At 44.9% G+C, this 18,393-nt stretch carries 20 protein-coding genes; 15 read left to right on the top strand and 5 right to left on the bottom strand.

The genetic code is table 11. The features are described 5' to 3' along the window. Positions 1-56: 56 nt before the first annotated feature. The 4 genes from E2R66_RS23875 (at position 57) to E2R66_RS28540 (ending at position 3,722) form a co-directional block, all read left to right on the top strand. Complete coding sequence (locus tag E2R66_RS23875) at positions 57-2,561, top strand: outer membrane beta-barrel family protein (protein ID WP_133235626.1); 2,505 nt, start codon at positions 57-59, stop codon at positions 2,559-2,561. A gap of 440 nt (positions 2,562-3,001) precedes the next feature. Then, positions 3,002-3,217, top strand: coding sequence for a hypothetical protein (locus E2R66_RS23870; protein ID WP_133235628.1), 216 nt, complete (start codon positions 3,002-3,004; stop codon positions 3,215-3,217). Further along, on the top strand, positions 3,211-3,585 hold the full coding sequence (locus E2R66_RS23865; protein WP_133235630.1) for a type II toxin-antitoxin system VapC family toxin: 375 nt from the start codon (positions 3,211-3,213) through the stop codon (positions 3,583-3,585). Before E2R66_RS23870 ends, E2R66_RS23865 begins: the two co-directional genes overlap by 7 nt. Continuing rightward, on the top strand, positions 3,585-3,722 hold the full coding sequence (locus E2R66_RS28540; RefSeq protein ID WP_158288496.1) for a hypothetical protein: 138 nt from the start codon (positions 3,585-3,587) through the stop codon (positions 3,720-3,722). The genes E2R66_RS23865 and E2R66_RS28540 overlap by 1 nt, the downstream gene beginning before the upstream one ends. Here the strand turns inward: E2R66_RS28540 and E2R66_RS23860 are convergent. Further along, entirely contained in the window at positions 3,687-5,492 is a 1,806-nt protein-coding gene (locus E2R66_RS23860; protein WP_133235632.1) for a MutS-related protein, read from the bottom strand. The two genes, E2R66_RS28540 and E2R66_RS23860, sit on opposite strands and share 36 nt — an antisense overlap. Before the next feature lie 80 nt (positions 5,493-5,572). Between E2R66_RS23860 and rlmH the strand changes: the two genes are divergently transcribed. The 5 genes from rlmH (at position 5,573) to E2R66_RS23835 (ending at position 8,309) form a co-directional block, all read left to right on the top strand. Then, a complete protein-coding gene (gene rlmH / locus E2R66_RS23855) occupies positions 5,573-6,046 on the top strand; it encodes a 23S rRNA (pseudouridine(1915)-N(3))-methyltransferase RlmH (protein WP_133235634.1) in 474 nt (157 codons plus the stop codon). A 184-nt stretch (positions 6,047-6,230) separates the two neighbouring features. Next, positions 6,231-7,148, top strand: coding sequence for a cation diffusion facilitator family transporter (locus E2R66_RS23850; protein WP_133235636.1), 918 nt, complete (start codon positions 6,231-6,233; stop codon positions 7,146-7,148). 45 nt (positions 7,149-7,193) lie between these two features. Further along, positions 7,194-7,640: an SUKH-3 domain-containing protein gene (locus E2R66_RS23845; RefSeq protein WP_133235638.1), complete on the top strand. Its 447-nt coding sequence runs from the start codon at positions 7,194-7,196 to the stop codon at positions 7,638-7,640. Positions 7,641-7,695: 55 nt separating this feature from the next. Continuing rightward, positions 7,696-8,103 carry a Dabb family protein gene (locus E2R66_RS23840; protein WP_133235640.1) on the top strand — a complete coding sequence of 136 codons (408 nt, stop codon included), beginning with the start codon at positions 7,696-7,698 and terminating at the stop codon, positions 8,101-8,103. Positions 8,104-8,111: 8 nt separating this feature from the next. Further along, positions 8,112-8,309 (top strand): hypothetical protein, encoded by a 198-nt coding sequence (locus E2R66_RS23835; protein ID WP_134737960.1) that lies wholly within the window; start codon positions 8,112-8,114, stop codon positions 8,307-8,309. Between the two features lie 42 nt (positions 8,310-8,351). On the opposite strand, the gene E2R66_RS23830 is transcribed toward E2R66_RS23835, so the two are convergent. From E2R66_RS23830 to E2R66_RS23820, 3 genes are all read right to left on the bottom strand, one after another. After that, positions 8,352-10,727, bottom strand: a complete 2,376-nt coding sequence (locus E2R66_RS23830) for a ribonucleoside-diphosphate reductase subunit alpha (protein ID WP_133235642.1) — start codon at positions 10,725-10,727, stop codon at positions 8,352-8,354. A 155-nt stretch (positions 10,728-10,882) separates the two neighbouring features. Further along, complete coding sequence (locus E2R66_RS23825) at positions 10,883-11,857, bottom strand: ribonucleoside-diphosphate reductase small subunit (RefSeq protein ID WP_133235644.1); 975 nt, start codon at positions 11,855-11,857, stop codon at positions 10,883-10,885. Positions 11,858-12,559: 702 nt separating this feature from the next. Beyond that, positions 12,560-12,943 carry a methionine-R-sulfoxide reductase gene (locus E2R66_RS23820; RefSeq protein WP_133235646.1) on the bottom strand — a complete coding sequence of 128 codons (384 nt, stop codon included), beginning with the start codon at positions 12,941-12,943 and terminating at the stop codon, positions 12,560-12,562. A 299-nt stretch (positions 12,944-13,242) separates the two neighbouring features. Between E2R66_RS23820 and dctA the strand changes: the two genes are divergently transcribed. Both dctA and E2R66_RS23810 read left to right on the top strand, forming a co-directional pair. Beyond that, positions 13,243-14,472, top strand: coding sequence for a C4-dicarboxylate transporter DctA (gene dctA / locus E2R66_RS23815; RefSeq protein WP_133235648.1), 1,230 nt, complete (start codon positions 13,243-13,245; stop codon positions 14,470-14,472). A gap of 86 nt (positions 14,473-14,558) precedes the next feature. After that, positions 14,559-15,122, top strand: coding sequence for a DapH/DapD/GlmU-related protein (locus E2R66_RS23810; protein WP_133235650.1), 564 nt, complete (start codon positions 14,559-14,561; stop codon positions 15,120-15,122). Between the two features lie 41 nt (positions 15,123-15,163). On the opposite strand, the gene E2R66_RS23805 is transcribed toward E2R66_RS23810, so the two are convergent. Further along, the gene (locus E2R66_RS23805; protein WP_133235652.1) at positions 15,164-15,934 is read right to left on the bottom strand and encodes a hypothetical protein; all 771 of its coding nucleotides are present in this window, start codon (positions 15,932-15,934) and stop codon (positions 15,164-15,166) included. A gap of 150 nt (positions 15,935-16,084) precedes the next feature. On the opposite strand from E2R66_RS23805, the gene E2R66_RS23800 reads away from it, so the two are divergent. The 4 genes from E2R66_RS23800 (at position 16,085) to E2R66_RS28535 (ending at position 18,161) form a co-directional block, all read left to right on the top strand. Then, positions 16,085-16,300 carry a hypothetical protein gene (locus tag E2R66_RS23800; protein WP_134737959.1) on the top strand — a complete coding sequence of 72 codons (216 nt, stop codon included), beginning with the start codon at positions 16,085-16,087 and terminating at the stop codon, positions 16,298-16,300. A gap of 210 nt (positions 16,301-16,510) precedes the next feature. Beyond that, entirely contained in the window at positions 16,511-17,389 is an 879-nt protein-coding gene (sucD, locus tag E2R66_RS23795; protein ID WP_133235654.1) for a succinate--CoA ligase subunit alpha, read from the top strand. Positions 17,390-17,538: 149 nt separating this feature from the next. Next, positions 17,539-17,982, top strand: coding sequence for a DUF6934 family protein (locus E2R66_RS23790; RefSeq protein WP_133235656.1), 444 nt, complete (start codon positions 17,539-17,541; stop codon positions 17,980-17,982). Positions 17,983-17,999: 17 nt separating this feature from the next. Beyond that, positions 18,000-18,161, top strand: coding sequence for a hypothetical protein (locus tag E2R66_RS28535; RefSeq protein WP_158288495.1), 162 nt, complete (start codon positions 18,000-18,002; stop codon positions 18,159-18,161). The last annotated feature ends 232 nt before the right edge of the window (positions 18,162-18,393 follow it).

Below are 18,393 nucleotides of genomic sequence, written 5' to 3'. Positions count from 1 at the left end.
AGAATTGCTTGTAACATTTTACCCACTTTCGCCTCCAATTACCAAATTGAACATATATGAGACGAATAATTTTACTTTTAATAATCTTTTGTGCATCCTTTACAGCTAAAGCCCAGTTTGGGGTTGGAGGTGGTGGCGGCTCATCTGTAATAGGGAAGATATCCGGTACGATAGTGGATTCGCTTACCAAAAAACCGGTGGACTATGCAACAATAAGCTTATTCAAAAGCGGGGGCAAGGTGCCTATCAACGGCGTACTTACCGACGAAAAGGGCAACTTTAAGCTCGATAATATCAAATCGGGCAGTTACAAAATCACCATATCTTTCCTGGGTTACCAAACCAAAACAATCGATCCGGTTACCACTACCGCAAGCAAGCCGGATGCTAACCTGGGCAACGTTATATTGCCACCAAACGCGCGTGCTTTGAAAGAGGTACAGGTGGTTGGCCAGCAATCTATCATCGAAAACAAGATAGACAAGATAGTTTACAATGCCGAGAAAGATTTAACTGCAGCCGGTGGTACAGCTACCGATTTATTATCAAAAGTGCCTTTGGTTGCCGTAGATATCAACGGTAACGTATCTGTGCGTGGCGATAACAATGTGCGCGTGCTGATTAATGGTAAACCATCGGGCGCAACAGCCGCCAGCTTAAGCGATGTGCTGAAATCTATCCCGGCCAGTCAGATCAAAACCATTGAGGTGATTACCTCGCCTTCAGCAAAATATGATGCAGAAGGTTCGGCGGGTATTATTAATATCGTTACCAAGCAATCTAATGTGTCGGGTTTAAGCGGCGGTATCAATACAGCCGTGGGTACACGTCAAAATAACGGCAACTTAAACTTAAACTACAACAAAAACCGGTTTAATTTTAACACCAACATTGGTGGTAATGCTTCGTGGCCGCAAAATACCTTAAACTCTTCTACCTACGAAAACTTTAAAAATCCGCAGTTTTCTACATCATCTGTAGGTACAGGCAGGCTTACCAGGCATGCATTGGTAGGCTCGGTTGGTGCGGGTTACCAGTTTAACGGTTTTAATAACATTAATACCACCTTTAAATTCAACCAGATCACCTTTGGTAATACATCAATAAACGATATCACCTCTGCCCAGCCATACAGCAGCAATTCGGTATCTAATAATAAAATTGATGGTTTTGACTGGAATGTGGATTATACCCATAAGTTTAAAAAAGAAGGTAGCGAGATATCATTCTCTACCCAATGGAGCCACAACTCAGGTATTACCAACTATACTAACTTGTACACAGCGGTGCTGCCAAATATCAAGAACAACATCGATGGTAAAAACAATGAGTACACCGCCCAGGTAGATTATGTACTACCCATAGATAAAGTGTTTAAACTGGAAGCAGGTGGTAAAAGTATCTTCAGAAGAATAAACAGCACATCAGATTTTTACTCTTTTATCAATAACGATTTTGTTATTAACCCCGCAACCTCCAACGTTTACAAATACAATCAAAACGTATTTGCAGGTTACTCGGTGCTAACCACCACCTTGCCAAAGGGCTGGTCGTTATTAACCGGTTTCAGGTTAGAGAATACCGATATTCATGGCGAGCCGTTTAACGCTAACCAAAACCTGGCATCGTTCGATCAGAACTACAATACCTATGTACCAAGCTTAACTGTTCAAAAGAAGCTTAACGCTTCGAACACTTTAAAACTGGGTTACTCTAAACGTATTACACGACCGAGCCTGCAGTTTTTAAATCCTTTTGTGAACCAGAGCAACATATTGGCGCAACAAGTGGGTAACCCTACGCTGAGCCCTGAGGTATCACAAACCATCGAACTGGGTTTAAACAGCTTCATCAAAACCTCTATCGTAAACGTGTCGGTTTATTACAAACGTACATCGGGCTTAATAGAAGGTATAGCTGATACGATAACTGTAAAAACTTTAGACCCGGCAACAGGGTTATACAAATCGCAGGGTGGTACCTTAACCACTTACCAAAACGTGGGTAACAACAACTCATTTGGCGGTAGCTTCTTTGGTACAATTAACCCGATCAAAGCTATCACCATTATTGGTAGTGTTAATGCCTATACTTACAAGCCGGATCCAACAGGTAGGTTCCTGAAAGATCAGAGCCAGAATGGTACTTACATACAATACGGTGGTTTTTTAAGGGCGACCGCTACGTTACCAAATAACTTTATCGCAGAATCGTTCGTGTTCGGCAGTTCATCGCGCCGTACTATACAGGGCCAAACACCAACCTTTAGCATCCTGGGTTTTGGCGTACGCAGGCAGTTTATGCAGAAGAAAATGTCTGTTGGTGTGAATATCATCAGTCCATTTGCCGAGTATAAAGGCTTTAATTCCAAAACAGAGGGCGCAGATTTCAGATCCAGCACTTCGTTCCAGTTGCCATTCCGTTCGTACGGTATTACGTTTAGCTACAGCTTTGGTAAATTGAGTTTTAGCCAGCCTAAAAAATCGGGCGTAAAGAACGACGATTTGAAAGAAGGCGACCAGGGTATGGGTGGCGGTGGCGCACCAGCAGGTGGCCGGTAGTCTTTTAAGAATAAAGACTGTAAGAGTCAGGAATCAAGAAAAAAATAATATGACAAGCGAGCTTTCCGTTAATCCGGGAGGCTCGCTTTTTTTGTTTCTGAACCTTGATTTACCTGATTAAAGGATGAAAGGATGAAAGGATTTTCAAGATGCATCAAGGTAATCTATAATCCTTTTCATCATGGTTCAGACTATTTTTCGTCTCCGCAGTCTCTTAGTGAAAAGGTGACTGTGGCGGCGGGATATTACCATCGCTTTTTGCTACGCTCTTGCCTTATATAGTTTAGTAACCGTCTGGTAAATCACCTCTAAGCCAGTTAAAAAAGAAGTAAAAAAAACGACAAGAGCGGAAATTCTGTCGATTTCAAACCGCTTGCAAAAAGTAGAATCGCCCGATAAGTTATTAGCGAATGATTATCGAAATGCGTATTTTTGATTAAATGGAACGGTTAATCATCAATATTCCCGATGAAAAAAGTACGGAGATCAAAAGTTTTCTCAAAAGCATGGGCATAGCTATGGACGGTCCTAAGCTATTGGATATGGATGCTTACCGGGCCAAGATAGCCGGAATAGGGCACTGGTCTGAAGAGGAGCTTAAAGCGTTGGATGAGAACCGAAGAATCTTAGGAAGCTTTAAGCCCCAGGAATGGTAGTTGATACCTGTATATTTATTGATCACATACGGTCCAAAGACCGCACTAATACTGCGCTTGCAAATTTGCCCGCAGATGAGCCTGTTTACGTTTCTGTGGTTACCCTATTCGAGCTGTATTGCGGAGCTACAAGCCCTGACAAAAAGCAGCATATCGTTGATCTGACGGAAGACCTGAACCTGTTACCCTTTAATGCCGACGTTGCTGCAAAAGCTGGTGAAATTTACCAGTCAATTAAGCGTCGTAACAGAAACATCAGCGTACAAGATATTATGATCGCAGCAACCTGCCTTATTTTTGATCAGCCGGTACTGACCAGGAATAAAAAAGATTTTATGTTGGTAGATGATCTCAAAGTACTGCGGTAATGAAACGTTTTCTGCCACCGGCATTGCGTAACCCCACCCGCCTGGAAGATTATATCCTGTCGACATTTATGGAAGATTGGGATTATCTGAAATCCGCACATCTATTCTTCACCTACATCAATCCCTATCTGCTTTAGCAGCAACGATGCGTTGAAGGTTTTGCACTCGCCGTGCTTTATTTTGTAATCGAACAGCATTTCGCCATCAATTACCTGGATATCGAAGTAATAGTTGCGTACATAGCTGGGGTATTTATCCTCCAGCCGGGCTATCTGCAAATCGTGCGTGGCTACCATGCCCACGCCCTTTTTGCTGATGAGCCGCTCTATCACGGCTTTGCTGCCCAGGTATTTATCAACCGAATTGGTGCCACGCAACATCTCGTCTATCAAAAAGAAAACGCGAGGCTGGTTCTCTACAGCGGCCAGTAGCATCTGCAGCCGGTCCAGCTCGGCTTTAAAGGTAGAGGTGCTTTCGTTCAGGTTATCTTTGATGCGCATATAGCTCACGATGTTGATAACTGATACCACCATTGCCTCAGCGCAAACGGGCGCGCCTGCCAGTGCCAAAACAGTGTTGATACCCACCGTGCGCAGGAAGGTGCTTTTGCCCGCCATATTGCTGCCCGTAATGATATCGATGCTGAATGCATTATTCAATTCGTAATCATTATCAACCCGTTTGCCACGGATAAGCGGGTGGGCGATGCTTTTTGCAGTAAGCGTATAACCCTCGGTTTCGGCAATAACAGGGTAGGTCCAATCGGGATAATTGATGGCGGGTACGGCAATACTGATGAGGGCCTCAAAATCGGCAATTATATCAAAGGCGGTTTCGATATTTCGGCAGTTGTCGCGTTTCCAGTTTTCTATGGCGATCACTTGCCTGATATCCCATAAAAAAAAAGCGTTCAGCAGCACGCCCACAATGATGTTGAGATGGTAGTTAAGCTTATCTATCAGCATACCCAATTGCCTGATGTTTTGTGATGTGTTGTCCTCTTTGAGTTTTTGGGCCAGACCATTGTTTAAGGTCGAGACCCATGGCTCGCTCTCGATCTTATTGAAAACGCCCGCGTAATTGCTTAGTACCTTGCCTATTTTATCGGCAACGAAATCGGTTTTTTTGATGTACGCAGCTTTAGAGAAAACGATGCCCAGGTTGGCCAACGCTATGAAAATGGCTATACCTTTATAGGTGGGGTAAAGTATAGCGGCTACAATAGCTACACCCAACAGGTATGGGGCTGCTTTTGCGTAAGCACCGAGGGCCTTCTCGCCCGGTAGGTTGAGCGGCATGCGCAGAAAACTGAACAGATTGCCCAGCCGGCTGGGATTGTCTTTACGGGCAAACAGCAGCAGGGCCTGCAGCTCTTTTTTCCATTCATTTTTGGCGGCTAATTCCTTTACTGCCTCCTGCCTTTGCAGTATGGCCGGTTTATCGGCAGGGGCCAGCAGCCACTGGGCCAGCCTTTGATTGCCCGTGGTTGTAGCGGCCCGGTTGATTAACTGATAGAGGGAAGCCGGGCCTGCGATATCCAGATCGGAGGCGTAAAAATGCTTTTCATTGGCAAATTGCTGTCCGTCGCTGTACAGGTTGGCGCCGGTGCCCAGGCTATCCAACTCGTTATCGTTTATTTTCTTAAGATCGAGGTAGTAATCGCGCAGGCGTTCATAAGCGCCCTGCCGGGCCACCAGCCAGGCAAAGGCCAGCAGCAACAAAACCATGGCTATGGCCATAATGCCAAAACTGTCCAGCGAGATGGTGAGGTACACCGAGAATATCATCAGCCCGAATATGCCCAGGCGAAGTAGCGAGTAAGTATTGGCTTTTTGGCGGTTGATGCCAGCCTGTTTCGCAGCTAATGCAGCCGCCTGTGTGTAATCGTTCAAAATATCCCGTTCCATTAGCTGTTGCCAAACCTTATTTTAGGTAGTTTTGCAAGTTTTCAATTTTACGATAATTACGCAACATTTAAGGCCTTGTAATGAAGATAGCTTTTATAACCGTTGGAAAAACCGAAGATGCTTACCTGAAAGATGGTATAGAAAAGTATGTTAAGCGGCTAAAGCATTACACCAGGCTGGAGTTGGTGGAGATTGCTGAGCTGAAAAACACAAAAGCCCTTACCGAGGAGCAGCAGAAAACCAGGGAGGCCGAACTCATTCTGAAGAAAGTTACCACGCAGGATTACCTGATACTGCTTGATGAAGCAGGGCAGGAGTACACCTCTGTGCAGTTTGCGAAGTATTTGGAAAAGCGTAGCATCAGCTCTGTAACCAGCCTGGTGTTTGTGGTGGGCGGCCCCTACGGGTTCGACCAATCGGTTTACCAGCGCGCCAACGATAAAATATCCCTCAGCCGTATGACGTTCTCGCACCAAATGGTACGTCTGTTTTTTGTGGAGCAACTGTACCGGGCCTTTACCATTATTAAGGGGGAGCCTTATCATCACCAATAAGTTTTAAAGGTTTGAGAGGTTAAAAAAGTTAGAAAGGTAAAGAAGTTAGCGTTGTTAGAATAGTTACAATGCTTGGAGATGTTGGAAAATTTAGCATTTTAACTTTTAAAATCTTTTAACCCTTTTAACTTTTATAACTTTTTCCAACCTTTTTAACCCTTCTAACTTTTATTACCTTTACCCCATGCACAGCCACGACCACTCCGGCCATCATCATCACGACCATGCCCCCAAGCTGGACCATCTCAACTCGGCCTTTATCTGGGGCATCGTACTCAACTCGGCCTTCGTAATTATTGAAGTGGTAGCCGGGCTGTGGAGCAGTTCGCTATCGTTATTAACCGATGCCGGGCACAACCTTAGCGACGTAGCCTCCCTTGCACTGGCGCTGCTGGCTTTTAAGATGAGTAAGGCAAAATCCAATAGTAAATATACTTACGGCTATAAACGATCAACCATTATCGTGTCGTTCTTTAATGCCATGATACTTTTTGTTGCAGTGGGTTTCATTGTTTACGAAGCGATTATCCGCTTCCTGCATCCCGAAAGTGTTGCCGGCGGTACTGTAGCCTGGGTGGCGTTTGCAGGTATTGCCATCAATGGCTTTACGGCATGGCTATTTGTAAAGGATAAGGATACCGACCTTAACGTAAAAGGCGCCTACCTGCATATGGCGGTAGATGCCATTGTTTCGCTTGGCGTGGTCATATCAGGCGTTATCATCTACTTTAGCCACTGGTATTGGGTAGATAGCGTGGTGAGTATAGTTATCGCCATTGTGATACTAACGGGCACCTGGAGCCTGTTGAAGGATAGCCTTCGCCTGGAGATGGATGGTGTACCTAAGGAGATGGATCTGGCCAAAATAGAATCCGAACTAAAAAAAGCCAAAGGTGTGGTAGATGTGCACCATATGCACGTATGGGCCCTTAGCACTACTGAGAATGCTTTAACCGCACACCTGGTGGTGAAACCCGAGGATATGGGCAACTTCGATAACATCAAGCACGACCTGCGTCACCGCCTGGAGCATCTCTCCATTAGCCATAGTACCTTCGAACCGGAGTTTGTGGATGAAGAATGCGGGCAACCGAAGTGTTGACCATATCTTCCAGCAGGTTTAAACACACTGTAACAACGAGAATGTATGTTTAGGTTCTCAGATAAAACTTATAAAGTATTGGTTGATGCTGGGTGGCATCCTCAACGTAATTACGATATTGGATCATTTAAGGAGTGTATCTTAAATAATGGATACAGAATGTCCCCCATAATCGAGCAATTTTTGATGAGTTATGGTGGATTGAAAATAGAGTATAACCGAAAAAACGGTACAAAAAACTCATTCCATTTTGATGCGCGCACTGCAATAGAAAGGGTAGACGATCTTTGGGCTCAAACGACTTATTACGAGCGCTTGAAAGTTGGATTATGCGTTGTAGGCCAAGCTGATACTGATCATTTAACGCTGATGATGGACGAAACCGGCAAATTTTATGGCGGCTTTGATGACTTTTTATGCTTTATAGCCGAGAGTGGCGAGGAAGCTATAGAAGCGATGTGTTCTGATAGGGAGTTTGAAGAGATAACTTGATGTAAATCTTTTTAAGCTTTTTTATATTTTGATAAAAAGGTAACTTACCCCAATAATGAAAACCAACCGCAGAAAATTTATAGCAACCGCAGCAACGATGGCCGCAGGTGTGGCCGTTGCCCAAGCATTACCCTTAACAATTATGACAAACAAGTATCATGTGGTGCACCATGCACTTTTTTGGTTAAAGAACCCCAATTCTAAGGAAGACCGCGATATGCTGGTGGCCGGCGTAAAATCGCTTGGCAAAATAGAGCATATCAAAGAACTGCACGTAGGCGTAGTAGCCAGCACCGAGAAACGCGACGTGGTGGATAACAGCTGGGGGGTATCAGAAGTAATGTTCTTTGCCGATTTGGAAGCTCAGGCAGCATACCAAAGCCATCCCATACACCAGGAATTCATTAAAACCCACAGCCACCTTTGGGAAAAGGTTGTTGTGTATGATGCAATAGATGCGTAACCAGCAATATGCAAATTTTCGGGAGTAAACCGATAGTAATAGGTACGCGAGATTACATTCGCCTCGTCAATATCAGCAACGAAGCGCTTAACCATGTTTTGGCGAGCCGCGTTGGGCTGATAGCCCTGGGCGACGTGGCAATCATCGGTGGACAGAGCGTAAAAAGGCCGGGAAACTTTGCAGTTCCCCGGCCTTTGTTATGTTAGTGCTTTTCGTTCGGAGACGCGAAGTATCGCGTCTCTACGGTGTTATGCTGAGCAAGTTACGCAACCTTCTTCCATTGAGCATGATGGACCTGCCGGTACATCCTCGGCGGCGCTATCTGCAACCACTTCCGGTATCACGGCATCCATGTTTTTGCCACCCTGGTTCTCAACCGTAAATTTAACTGCTTGCGATGCTGCTTGTGTACGCAGGTAGTACATACCTGTTTTAAGGCCTTTCTTCCATGCGTAAAAGTGCATCGAAGTCAGTTTGCTTGCATTTGGTGAGTTGATGAACAGGTTGAGCGACTGCGACTGGCAAATGTATGCGCCCCTATCTGCAGCCATATCAATGATGTTACGCATCTTAATCTCCCAAACGGTTTTGTATAATTCCTTTATATCGGCAGGTATTTCTGCGATATTTTGGATAGAGCCGTTGGCGGTGATGATTTTGTCTTTGATGCTGTTGTTCCACAAGCCAAGGTTTACCAGATCGCGCAGCAGGTGTTTGTTTACAATCACAAACTCCCCGCTTAATACGCGGCGGGTGTAAATGTTTGAGGTGTATGGCTCAAAGCACTCGTTGTTACCCAATATTTGCGATGTTGATGCGGTTGGCATTGGTGCAACCAGCAGTGAGTTACGCACACCATGGTTCATTACATCAAGGCGCAGGTTATCCCAATCCCAACGGCTGCTTGCAGGCGTTTCGTTCCAAAGGTCGAATTGGAACTTGCCTTGCGATAGCGGCGAACCTTTAAAGGTTTCGTAGTGGCCGTCTTTTATAGCCAGGTCCTTAGAAGCCGTCATGGCAGCAAAGTAGATGGTTTCAAATATCTCTTTGTTCAGTTGTTTTGCTTCTTCGCTTTCGAAAGGTAAACGCAACAAGATAAACGCGTCGGCCAAGCCCTGTACGCCTAAGCCGATAGGGCGGTGGCGCAGGTTGCTGTAACGTGCTTCTTCTACCGGATAGTAGTTGTTATCGATAATCTTGTTCAGGTTTAAAGTAGCCTGGTAAGTTACCTCGTACAATTTATTATGGTCGAACTCGCCGTTGATCACATAACGTGGCAGCGCTAACGATGCCAGGTTACAAACCGCTACTTCTTTATCAGACGTGTACTCGATGATCTCGGTGCAAAGGTTAGAGCTTTTGATGGTGCCCAGGTTTTGCTGGTTGCTTTTTGCGTTGGCAGCATCCTTATACAAGAGGTACGGTGTACCGGTTTCTACCTGGCTATCCAATACCGCAAACCAAAGTTCCTGTGCTTTAATGGTTTTGCGGGCACGTCCTTCGCGCTCATAACGGGTGTACAGTTCTTCAAATGCTTCGCTATGGCAATCGGCCAGGCCGGGTGCTTCGTGCGGGCAAAAAAGGCTCCAGTCTTCGTTAGCTTCTACGCGTTTCATAAACAAATCGCTCACCCAAAGCGCGTAGAACAAATCGCGGGCGCGCATTTCTTCTTTACCGTGGTTCTTGCGCAAATCCAGAAATTCAAAGATATCTGCATGCCAAGGCTCCAGGTATATCGCGAAAGCACCTTTACGCTTGCCGCCGCCCTGGTCTACGTAACGTGCGGTATCGTTAAATACTTTCAGCATGGGGATGATACCGTTGCTGGTGCCGTTTGTGCCGCTGATGTATGAGCCTGTAGCACGCACGTTGTGGATGCTTAAACCAATACCACCTGCGCTCTGCGAAATTTTGGCAGTTTGTTTCAGGGTATCGTAGATGCCGTCGATGCTGTCATCCTTCATGGTTAACAAAAAGCATGACGACATTTGCGGTTTTGGTGTACCTGCATTAAACAAGGTAGGCGTAGCATGGGTAAACCAACGCTCGCTCATCAGGTTATAGGTTTTGATAGCACTCTCGATATCCTCTTTGTGGATACCAACCGATACACGCATAAACAGGTGCTGCGGGCGCTCGGCTATTTTACCGTCTATCTTCAACAGGTACGATTTCTCCAGAGTTTTAAAACCGAAGTAATCGAAACCGAAATCGCGGTCGTAAATGATGCTGCTATCCAGTATCTCGGCGTTATCGCGGATGATCTGGTAAACATCATCTGCCAACAGGGCGGCGTTTTTGCCGGTTTTCTTGTCAACGTATTCGTACATACGTTTCATAGTTTCGGAGAACGACTTGGTGGTATTTTTGTGCAGGTTGCTCACCGCTATACGCGAAGCCAGCAAAGCATAATCGGGGTGTTTGGTGGTTAACGATGCCGCTGTTTCAGCAGCAAGGTTATCCAGTTCTGACGTGGTAACGCCATCGAACAAACCTTCTATTACTTTTTTGGCCACATCAATTGGGTCCACCAGGTTAAATCCGTAACACAGCTTCTCAATGCGCGCCGTGATTTTGTCGAACTTTACCGTTTCTCTTCTGCCGTCTCGTTTTACTACGTACATATTGTTTGGTATTTTAAATAGTTAGTGTCTTAAAGAAATTGGGTACTTCAAAAAACCAACAGTTTAATAAATAATTAATTAGGGGTATTGTTTTCATTAAAGCGGTTAATGTGAAGGGTTCTTTATACCCGATACTAACTGCCTGTTATTATTTTCTAAAAATCCTCGTCGAGCGAGAATGATTTATTTTCTGCCGTACCATTCAATACGCCGCTTTTCTGGTAATCTCCTACTCTTTTTTCGAAGAAGTTGGTTTTCCCTTGCAGGCTTATCATCTCCATAAAATCAAACGGGCACGATACATTGTACACCTTTGGATAGCCCAATTCATCTAACCATCTATCGGCAACAAATTCGATGTACTGGCTCATTAATTTTGCATTCATGCCAATCAGGCTCACCGGTAATGCGTCGCTCACAAATTCCTTTTCTATCTCTACCGCATCAGTGATGATTTTGGTTGCTGCCTCGGTGCTGAGTTTGTTATCCAGCATTTTGTATAGCAGGCAGGCAAATTCGCAGTGCGAGCCTTCATCGCGCGAGATGAGTTCATTGCTGAAAGTTAATCCCGGCATCAGGCCGCGTTTTTTTAGCCAGAAGATAGAGCAGAAACTACCGGAGAAAAAGATGCCTTCTACCGCAGCAAAGGCTACCAAACGCTCGGCAAAGGTGCCATTGTTAATCCAGCGTAGTGCCCATTCTGCCTTTTTGGTTACGCAGGGGATGGTGTCTATGGCGTGGAACAAACGATCTTTTTCGGTAGGGTCTTTAATGTAGGTATCAATCAGCAACGCATAGGTTTCTGAGTGAATGTTCTCCATCATGATTTGGAAACCGTAGAAACAGCGTGCTTCGGGCAGTTGTACCTCGCTCATGAAATTGATGGCCAGGTTCTCATTCACAATACCATCGCTGGCTGCAAAAAATGCCAGGATGTGTGATATGAAATGTTTCTCGCCGGGGTTTAAATTCTCCCAATGCTTCAGATCGTCAGATAGATCTATCTCTTCTGCTGTCCAGAAGCTGGCCTCTGCTTTTTTATACATTTCCCATATAGCGGGATACTTGATAGGCAGGATTACAAAACGGTCTTTGTTTTCTCTAAGCAATAATTCGGTTTCCTCTGGCATCTCGTATTTTGTATCTGTTATATTTATATTTCCCCGGTTCTATTTTTCGCATTCAGCGCTATTAAGCTTACGGCGTATTTGGAGACAGCTATGCCCCGCGAGTTTTAAATTGGCAAACGTGCCGCTTTTATTTTCTCGCCCCAAACACCCCCACTTTTCTGCTATTAAACTTCTATATTTTAATACACACAGCCCACGTGTTTAACATGGTTTTGCCCAATTTTACCGCAGGTAGATACTGCAAAACGGATAGCGTTGTTAGAACTTATAGTTCAAAGATAGGTCATCCCTCCATTGTATGTTAGCCTAAGTTTTTAACACCCCCCATGAGTTATAAACAATAAAAAATAATTGGGGGCGATTTTGGTCAATTGATGCAAATTTCAATCCGCTAAAGGCCAGTGTATTACTAAAGTTATTTAAACCCTTTTATCACAAAATCCGATAACGCAGTCATAACATTAACTTCACTTTTAGTTTACCTTAAACAGACAATTCAAGCCCCTAAAAAAGTGCCAATCACGCCAAATTAAGGGCTTTATGAACCAGGTAGAAATACGGTATTTTGCCTCCGTCTGTCCACACCGCAAATTGTGGAAAACAAAAAATCCCGCTTTTTTTCGGGGCGGGATTTCCTGGCAATTCGCCACCTGACCAAAGGCTCCCCCTTGCGCCACCGCTAAAGCTACAGGCGGCACGCGGTCAGGGGGTTGGGGGGCTCACCTCGTCGGCCGCCACAAATTTCAGCGAGAGAGAATTTACGCAGTGGCGGGTGTTTTTTGGCGTTAAATACTCTCCCTTAAAAACGTGACCCAGGTGCGCGCCGCAGTTGGCGCACAAAATTTCGGTGCGGCGGCCATCGGCATCGGTTTCCCAACGAACGGCGCCCGCTATCTCGTCATCGAAACTTGGCCATCCGCAATGCGATTCGAATTTAGTGTCGGAGGTGTAGAGCGGCGTATCGCAACGTTTGCACAGGTATAGGCCTTCGGCCTTGTTGGTCAATAAAGCGCCGGTAAACGGGCGCTCCGTACCTTTATGTAGTATTACGTATTCTTCTTCGGGTGTTAGCTGATTATATTCCATTTTTTTATTTTGATTTCACCGATTTTATTTTCTTGATTCCACCGATTAATTTCGATTCCACAGATTTTGTATCAAACCTCAACTGCGGACTTTCGTACATCGGACGTTCCTGACTTTCTTATATAAATATACGACAATCTGGCCGCATGGAATGTTTGGCCGGGCGATGTTTACACTGGTTTGACTGATGCCCGATGCCGCTATTTCCTGTCTGTTTTATCGCCCTTAAACTATTCACTACTTAACCACTCACCATTCTCCAATAACCACTCCCCAAAATAAATCGTATTATTGTTTTGATGAAACGCATTCTCAGCAACCTTACCTTCCAGGTGTTATTTGCCATACTGCTAGGTGTAGTGGTGGGTATATATTTTAAAGGCTTCGCGCCAACGGCGCAGGTAATCAGCAAAACTTTTATCAGCCTGATTACCATGCTTATCGCGCCCATCATTTTTTTCACTATTGTGCTGGGCATAGCCGGCATGAGCGATATGAAAAAAGTGGGGCGGGTAGGGGGCAAGGCCTTGCTCTATTTTGAAATAGTTACCACGCTGGCGCTGGTTATAGGCGTTACGGTTGCCAACCTGGTAAAACCGGGCGAAGGCTTCATCAACACCCATGCTCCGGTTGATGCCGCAAAACTTGCCGATTACCAAAAGGCCGCATCGCAGATGAAGATAATGGATTTTTTGGCGCACATTGTTCCCGGCAATATTTTCGAGTCGTTTGCTAAAGGAGAGATTTTGCAGATACTCTTCTTTGCTATTCTATTTGGCTTCGGGCTGAGCAGGCTGGGAGCGTCCGGGCAATCGGTCATCGCTACTTTTGAGAAACTATCCAGAGTGTTCTTCAACATCATGAAGATTGTGATGCGGGTAGCACCGTTGGGTGCCTTCGGCGGGATGGCTTATACCATCAGCACCTATGGCATAAAAGCCTTGCAGCCACTTGGCTTGCTGATGGCTTCGGTATATATTACCATGGCGCTGTTCATCTTCGTGGTGCTGAACCTGATTGCCTACTTCTTCAAGTTCAGCCTTTGGCAATACCTTAAGCATATCAAAGAGGAGATATTAATTGTGTTGGGCACCTCCTCTTCAGAATCGGCCCTGCCGGGGATGATGGAGAAGTTGGAAAAATTCGGCTGCTCCAAATCGGTAGTGGGGCTGGTTATCCCGGCAGGGTATTCTTTTAATCTGGATGGTACTACCATCTATTTATCTATGTCGGTTATATTTTTGGCGCAGGTATTCAACAGGCACCTATCTATAGAGGAGCAGCTTACGATCATTGGCATCCTCATGATTACCTCCAAAGGCGCAGCGGGCGTAACGGGCAGCGGGTTTATTGTGCTGACCTCAACGCTGGCCGCTACCAAAATTATCCCGGTAGAAGGCGTAGCCATACTGCTGGGCGTAGACAGGTTCATGTCTGAAGCGCGGGCAATTACCAATGTGATAGGTAACGGCGTGGCCACTATCGTGGTGGCGAAAAGCGAGGGAGAGTTTAGAGCGCCGGCCCCCTGACCGCGTGCTGCCTTAGCTTTATCGGTGGCGCAAGGGGGAGTTTTTAATTTGCGGGAAACCTGAATGCTAAAAAATTAAAATAGGAAATGAATCAACGGGATATTTTTGACAGACTTAAAGCGGGTGAACTTATCAGGCTTACCGACCCCGAATTTTCGAAGATAGATGAAGTGGTTGTACGCACCTTACGCCTTTCAGTACAACTTAACACTGCTGGTGATATTCGGCAGATCCGAAATATCCTTTCTGACATAATCGGATACGAAATTGATGCCTCCACAACGGTGTTCGCGCCTTTTTACACCAACTTTGGCAAGTTCATCAATATTGGAAAGCGCGTTTTCATTAACCACGCCTGTTCATTTTTGGATATGGGCGGCATAACCATAGCAGACGATGTACTGATTGGGCCCAGGGTAAACCTGGTTACCGAAAACCACCCGGCCGACCCTATTGATAGGCGGGCCTTAATTACGAAACAGATCGTTATTAAAGAAAATGCATGGATTGGCGCAAATGCCACCATCCTTCCCGGCGTTACCATTGGGCTGAACGCTATAGTAGCAGCGGGTGCGGTAGTATCTAAAGATGTGCCGGACAATGCCATAGTGGGCGGCGTGCCGGCGAAATTTATTAAGTCGATTATTTAGGAGTCAGGTTTGCGGCATTGCATCTCAATCAGTACTTCGCTTCATTCCAACGATTCCCCCTCTTTCAGCAATTTCGGCAACGCATCATTCTTCCCGCCGCTTGCTTTGAATTTTTCCAGGCTGTTTTTGATGTATTGAATCAGCTCATAATCACTCAACTTGTCCAGCACTGCGGCAGTTGGTCGGTACCTGCTCATGAAATTCTCCAGCGAATCGCCCGCCAGGCGGGTGATATCGCCCAGCAACCTTTTATTGAACCGGGCACTTACATGGTTTTCGCGCTCGTCGCGCAGCAAAATCTGCTGTAATTTATAATCGCGGTTGTGTTTTTTGGTTATTGCTTTAAACAACATACCAACATCTATGCTCATTACAGCAAAGGGCACATATGGCGATGGGCTGCGAAAGATTTCGGTAAACTTTGGCCCTCTGAAATTGAAAGTCTTAGCATATTCTTTCCGCAGACTTAAAGAATCTTTATCATAATTTCTCTTCGCTGTAATAGTTACTTCTCCCAATTGCTTGTAGCTTATTTCCAGTTCTATAGTGCGCATAAAACCTCCCCAATCGCTCGCCGCTAGCTTAAAAGATTTATAAGCCAAGGTTTTTATTCGGATTGTATCAGAAGTTTTACTTATTTTTAGCCTAAATACGCCACTGTCATCAGTGTATGCTACGCCTGATTGGGATGTGATGGTGATGTGTTTTACGGGCATGCCCGTTTCTTTATCTATGAGTTTGCCGGAAATTACCTGCGCGCCGGCACAACTAAATAAAAACAGCAGCGTTATTAACAACAACAGTGGCCTCATTTGCGTATAAAAATAACGCGCAGGCAACAGTACAAAAAGCTTTTAACATACTTTAACATCAAAAAATATTTAGCCGCAATAAACATTTTGTTTAACTGATGGTTATCTAACTACCAGTCGGCTACAATACATCCTACCGGTCTACCATATATGAAAACAACATTTATCCATAAACGCGGCTTTGCCCCCCAGCTATCCGACATTATGTATATGCTAATGTGCGTGAGTGTGCTTGTGATCTTTATCCTTCCTTTATTAGTTTTGTTGCTGCATAACTTATTTACCAAACCACTAAGGTTTTCTGGGCGTGCCAAAGTACCACGTACCCAAACCGTGCCATTTTTAAAGCTTTCCGACCCTCTGTAAATTGCTTTCCAAGAGATGGTGCGCTGAATTAGCATGATTTTTATTCGTTCCTTTTTATATTCAAATAGGAACGGTTAATCTGTAATTATTCCTGTTTGAGGTGTATCGCTTCGCAGTTTCACCCTCATGTAAAATATAAAAGCAGTCGAAAATTTAATTTGACTTTAAGGCCAATAAACTTAGCTTTGCCATACAAAAATCAAAAAGCCGATGAGCGTTCTCGTAAATAAAGATTCTAAAGTTATAGTGCAGGGTTTTACCGGTAAAGAAGGTAGTTACCACGCAGAACAAATGATTGCGTATGGTACTCAGTTGGTAGGTGGGGTTACCCCCGGCAAAGGCGGGCAAAGCCATTTAGACAGGCCCGTTTTCAATACCGTAAAGGATGCCGTTGTTGCAACCGGTGCCGATGTATCCATCATTTTTGTACCGCCAGCTTTTGGCGCAGATGCCATAATGGAAGCTGCTGAAGCAGGTATTAAAGTTATTGTTTGTATTACCGAAGGTATCCCTACAAAGGATATGATTGCGGTTAAAGAATATTTATCTGATAAAGACGCACGCCTGGTAGGGCCAAACTGTCCGGGTGTTATCACAGCCGATGAAGCAAAAATTGGCATTATGCCGGGCTTTATCTTCAAAAAAGGTAACGTTGGTGTGGTTTCAAAATCGGGCACGCTTACTTACGAAGCGGTTGACCAGGTAGTGAAAGCCGGCTTAGGCATCACAACAGCTATAGGTATCGGTGGCGACCCGATCATAGGTACCCCAACCAAAGAAGCCGTTGAAATGCTGATGAACGACCCTGAAACCCACGGTATCATTATGATAGGCGAAATTGGTGGCGGCATGGAAGCAGAAGCTGCCCGCTGGATCAAAGAAAACGGCACCAAGCCTGTAGTAGGCTTTATTGCCGGCCAAACAGCGCCTCCGGGCCGCCGTATGGGCCACGCAGGTGCAATTGTTGGCGGTGCCGACGATACCGCTGCGGCAAAAATGGCTATCATGCGCGAGTGCGGTATCCGTGTAGTAGAATCTCCTGCCGAAATTGGCGCTGCCATGGCAGAAGAGTTGGCGAAGATCGCTTAAGCCCCTAACGCCCTGAAGGGGGAGTTGGGTATAAATATTAAAGAGCCCTGGTTTAGTAAACCGGGGCTTTTTTTGTCTACTGAAAAAAAATGCTGCTAAAAATCATGAGATAGGTTGTAAACAATTATAATTGCAAATAGCCCAATGACATGAACCTTTCACGATACGATTATATCCCTGGAGATGACTTTACCGAATACGAATTTTTTAGTGAAGGACCGAATGGTAGAATCAGAAAGATGATTGCTTTTACTATAGTTCAGGAATATCCGTTTCTCATTTATAACTTAGCTTTTGGGGATGTTGATGCTGCCGGTGAAATTAATGATGCGGTAACCAGTAATAACGAAGATAGAGACAAGGTTCTGGCCACCGTCGCGCATTCTATTAATGATTTCTGCGACCGAGATGGTAACCATCTCATCTTCGCACAAGGTAGTAATCCGGCACGAACCCGTTTATATCAAATGAGTATTGCCAGGAATTTCACAGAATTGCAGAGCGACTTCGACATTAAAGGATTGACAGACAAGGGTTGGGAGCCATTTGCAAAAAACGTAAATTATCTAGCCTTTTTGACAAACAGAAAATAATAGATTATATTTGTGCTATGTCGAGGGATACGAAATATATAGTTATTGACAGCAAAAACGCTGACGGCGCTGGTCATCAGGTAAAACACTATGCTGAGTCGGCGTTTGTAGCTAAAAAAACGCAAGAAGCCAAAGAAACGCTACAGAAATTCCCTGTGCCTGAAAAGTATGCTAAATAACTTTTTAGTAATAAATATTTGAGAGCCCTGGTTTAGAAGACTGGGGCTTTTTGTGTTTCATGGCCTTGCTTGCCGCCGCGTCATTGCCTTTAAAACGAAGCAATCTCTACATTTGACAAGCGATTTGCAAAGTTGGTTTGCTTAACAGGAAATTGCTTAGTTCCTCGCAATGGTCCGTTTTGTATATCTGCTAATCCCATAAATTCGTTTCAAGCTAATACGCCCCAGGGGG

Source organism: Mucilaginibacter psychrotolerans, assembly GCF_004519315.1.
Lineage (GTDB): Bacteria > Bacteroidota > Bacteroidia > Sphingobacteriales > Sphingobacteriaceae > Mucilaginibacter > Mucilaginibacter psychrotolerans.
Note: the sequence above shows the minus strand (reverse complement) of the source record. Positions and strands in the feature narration are given on the sequence as shown.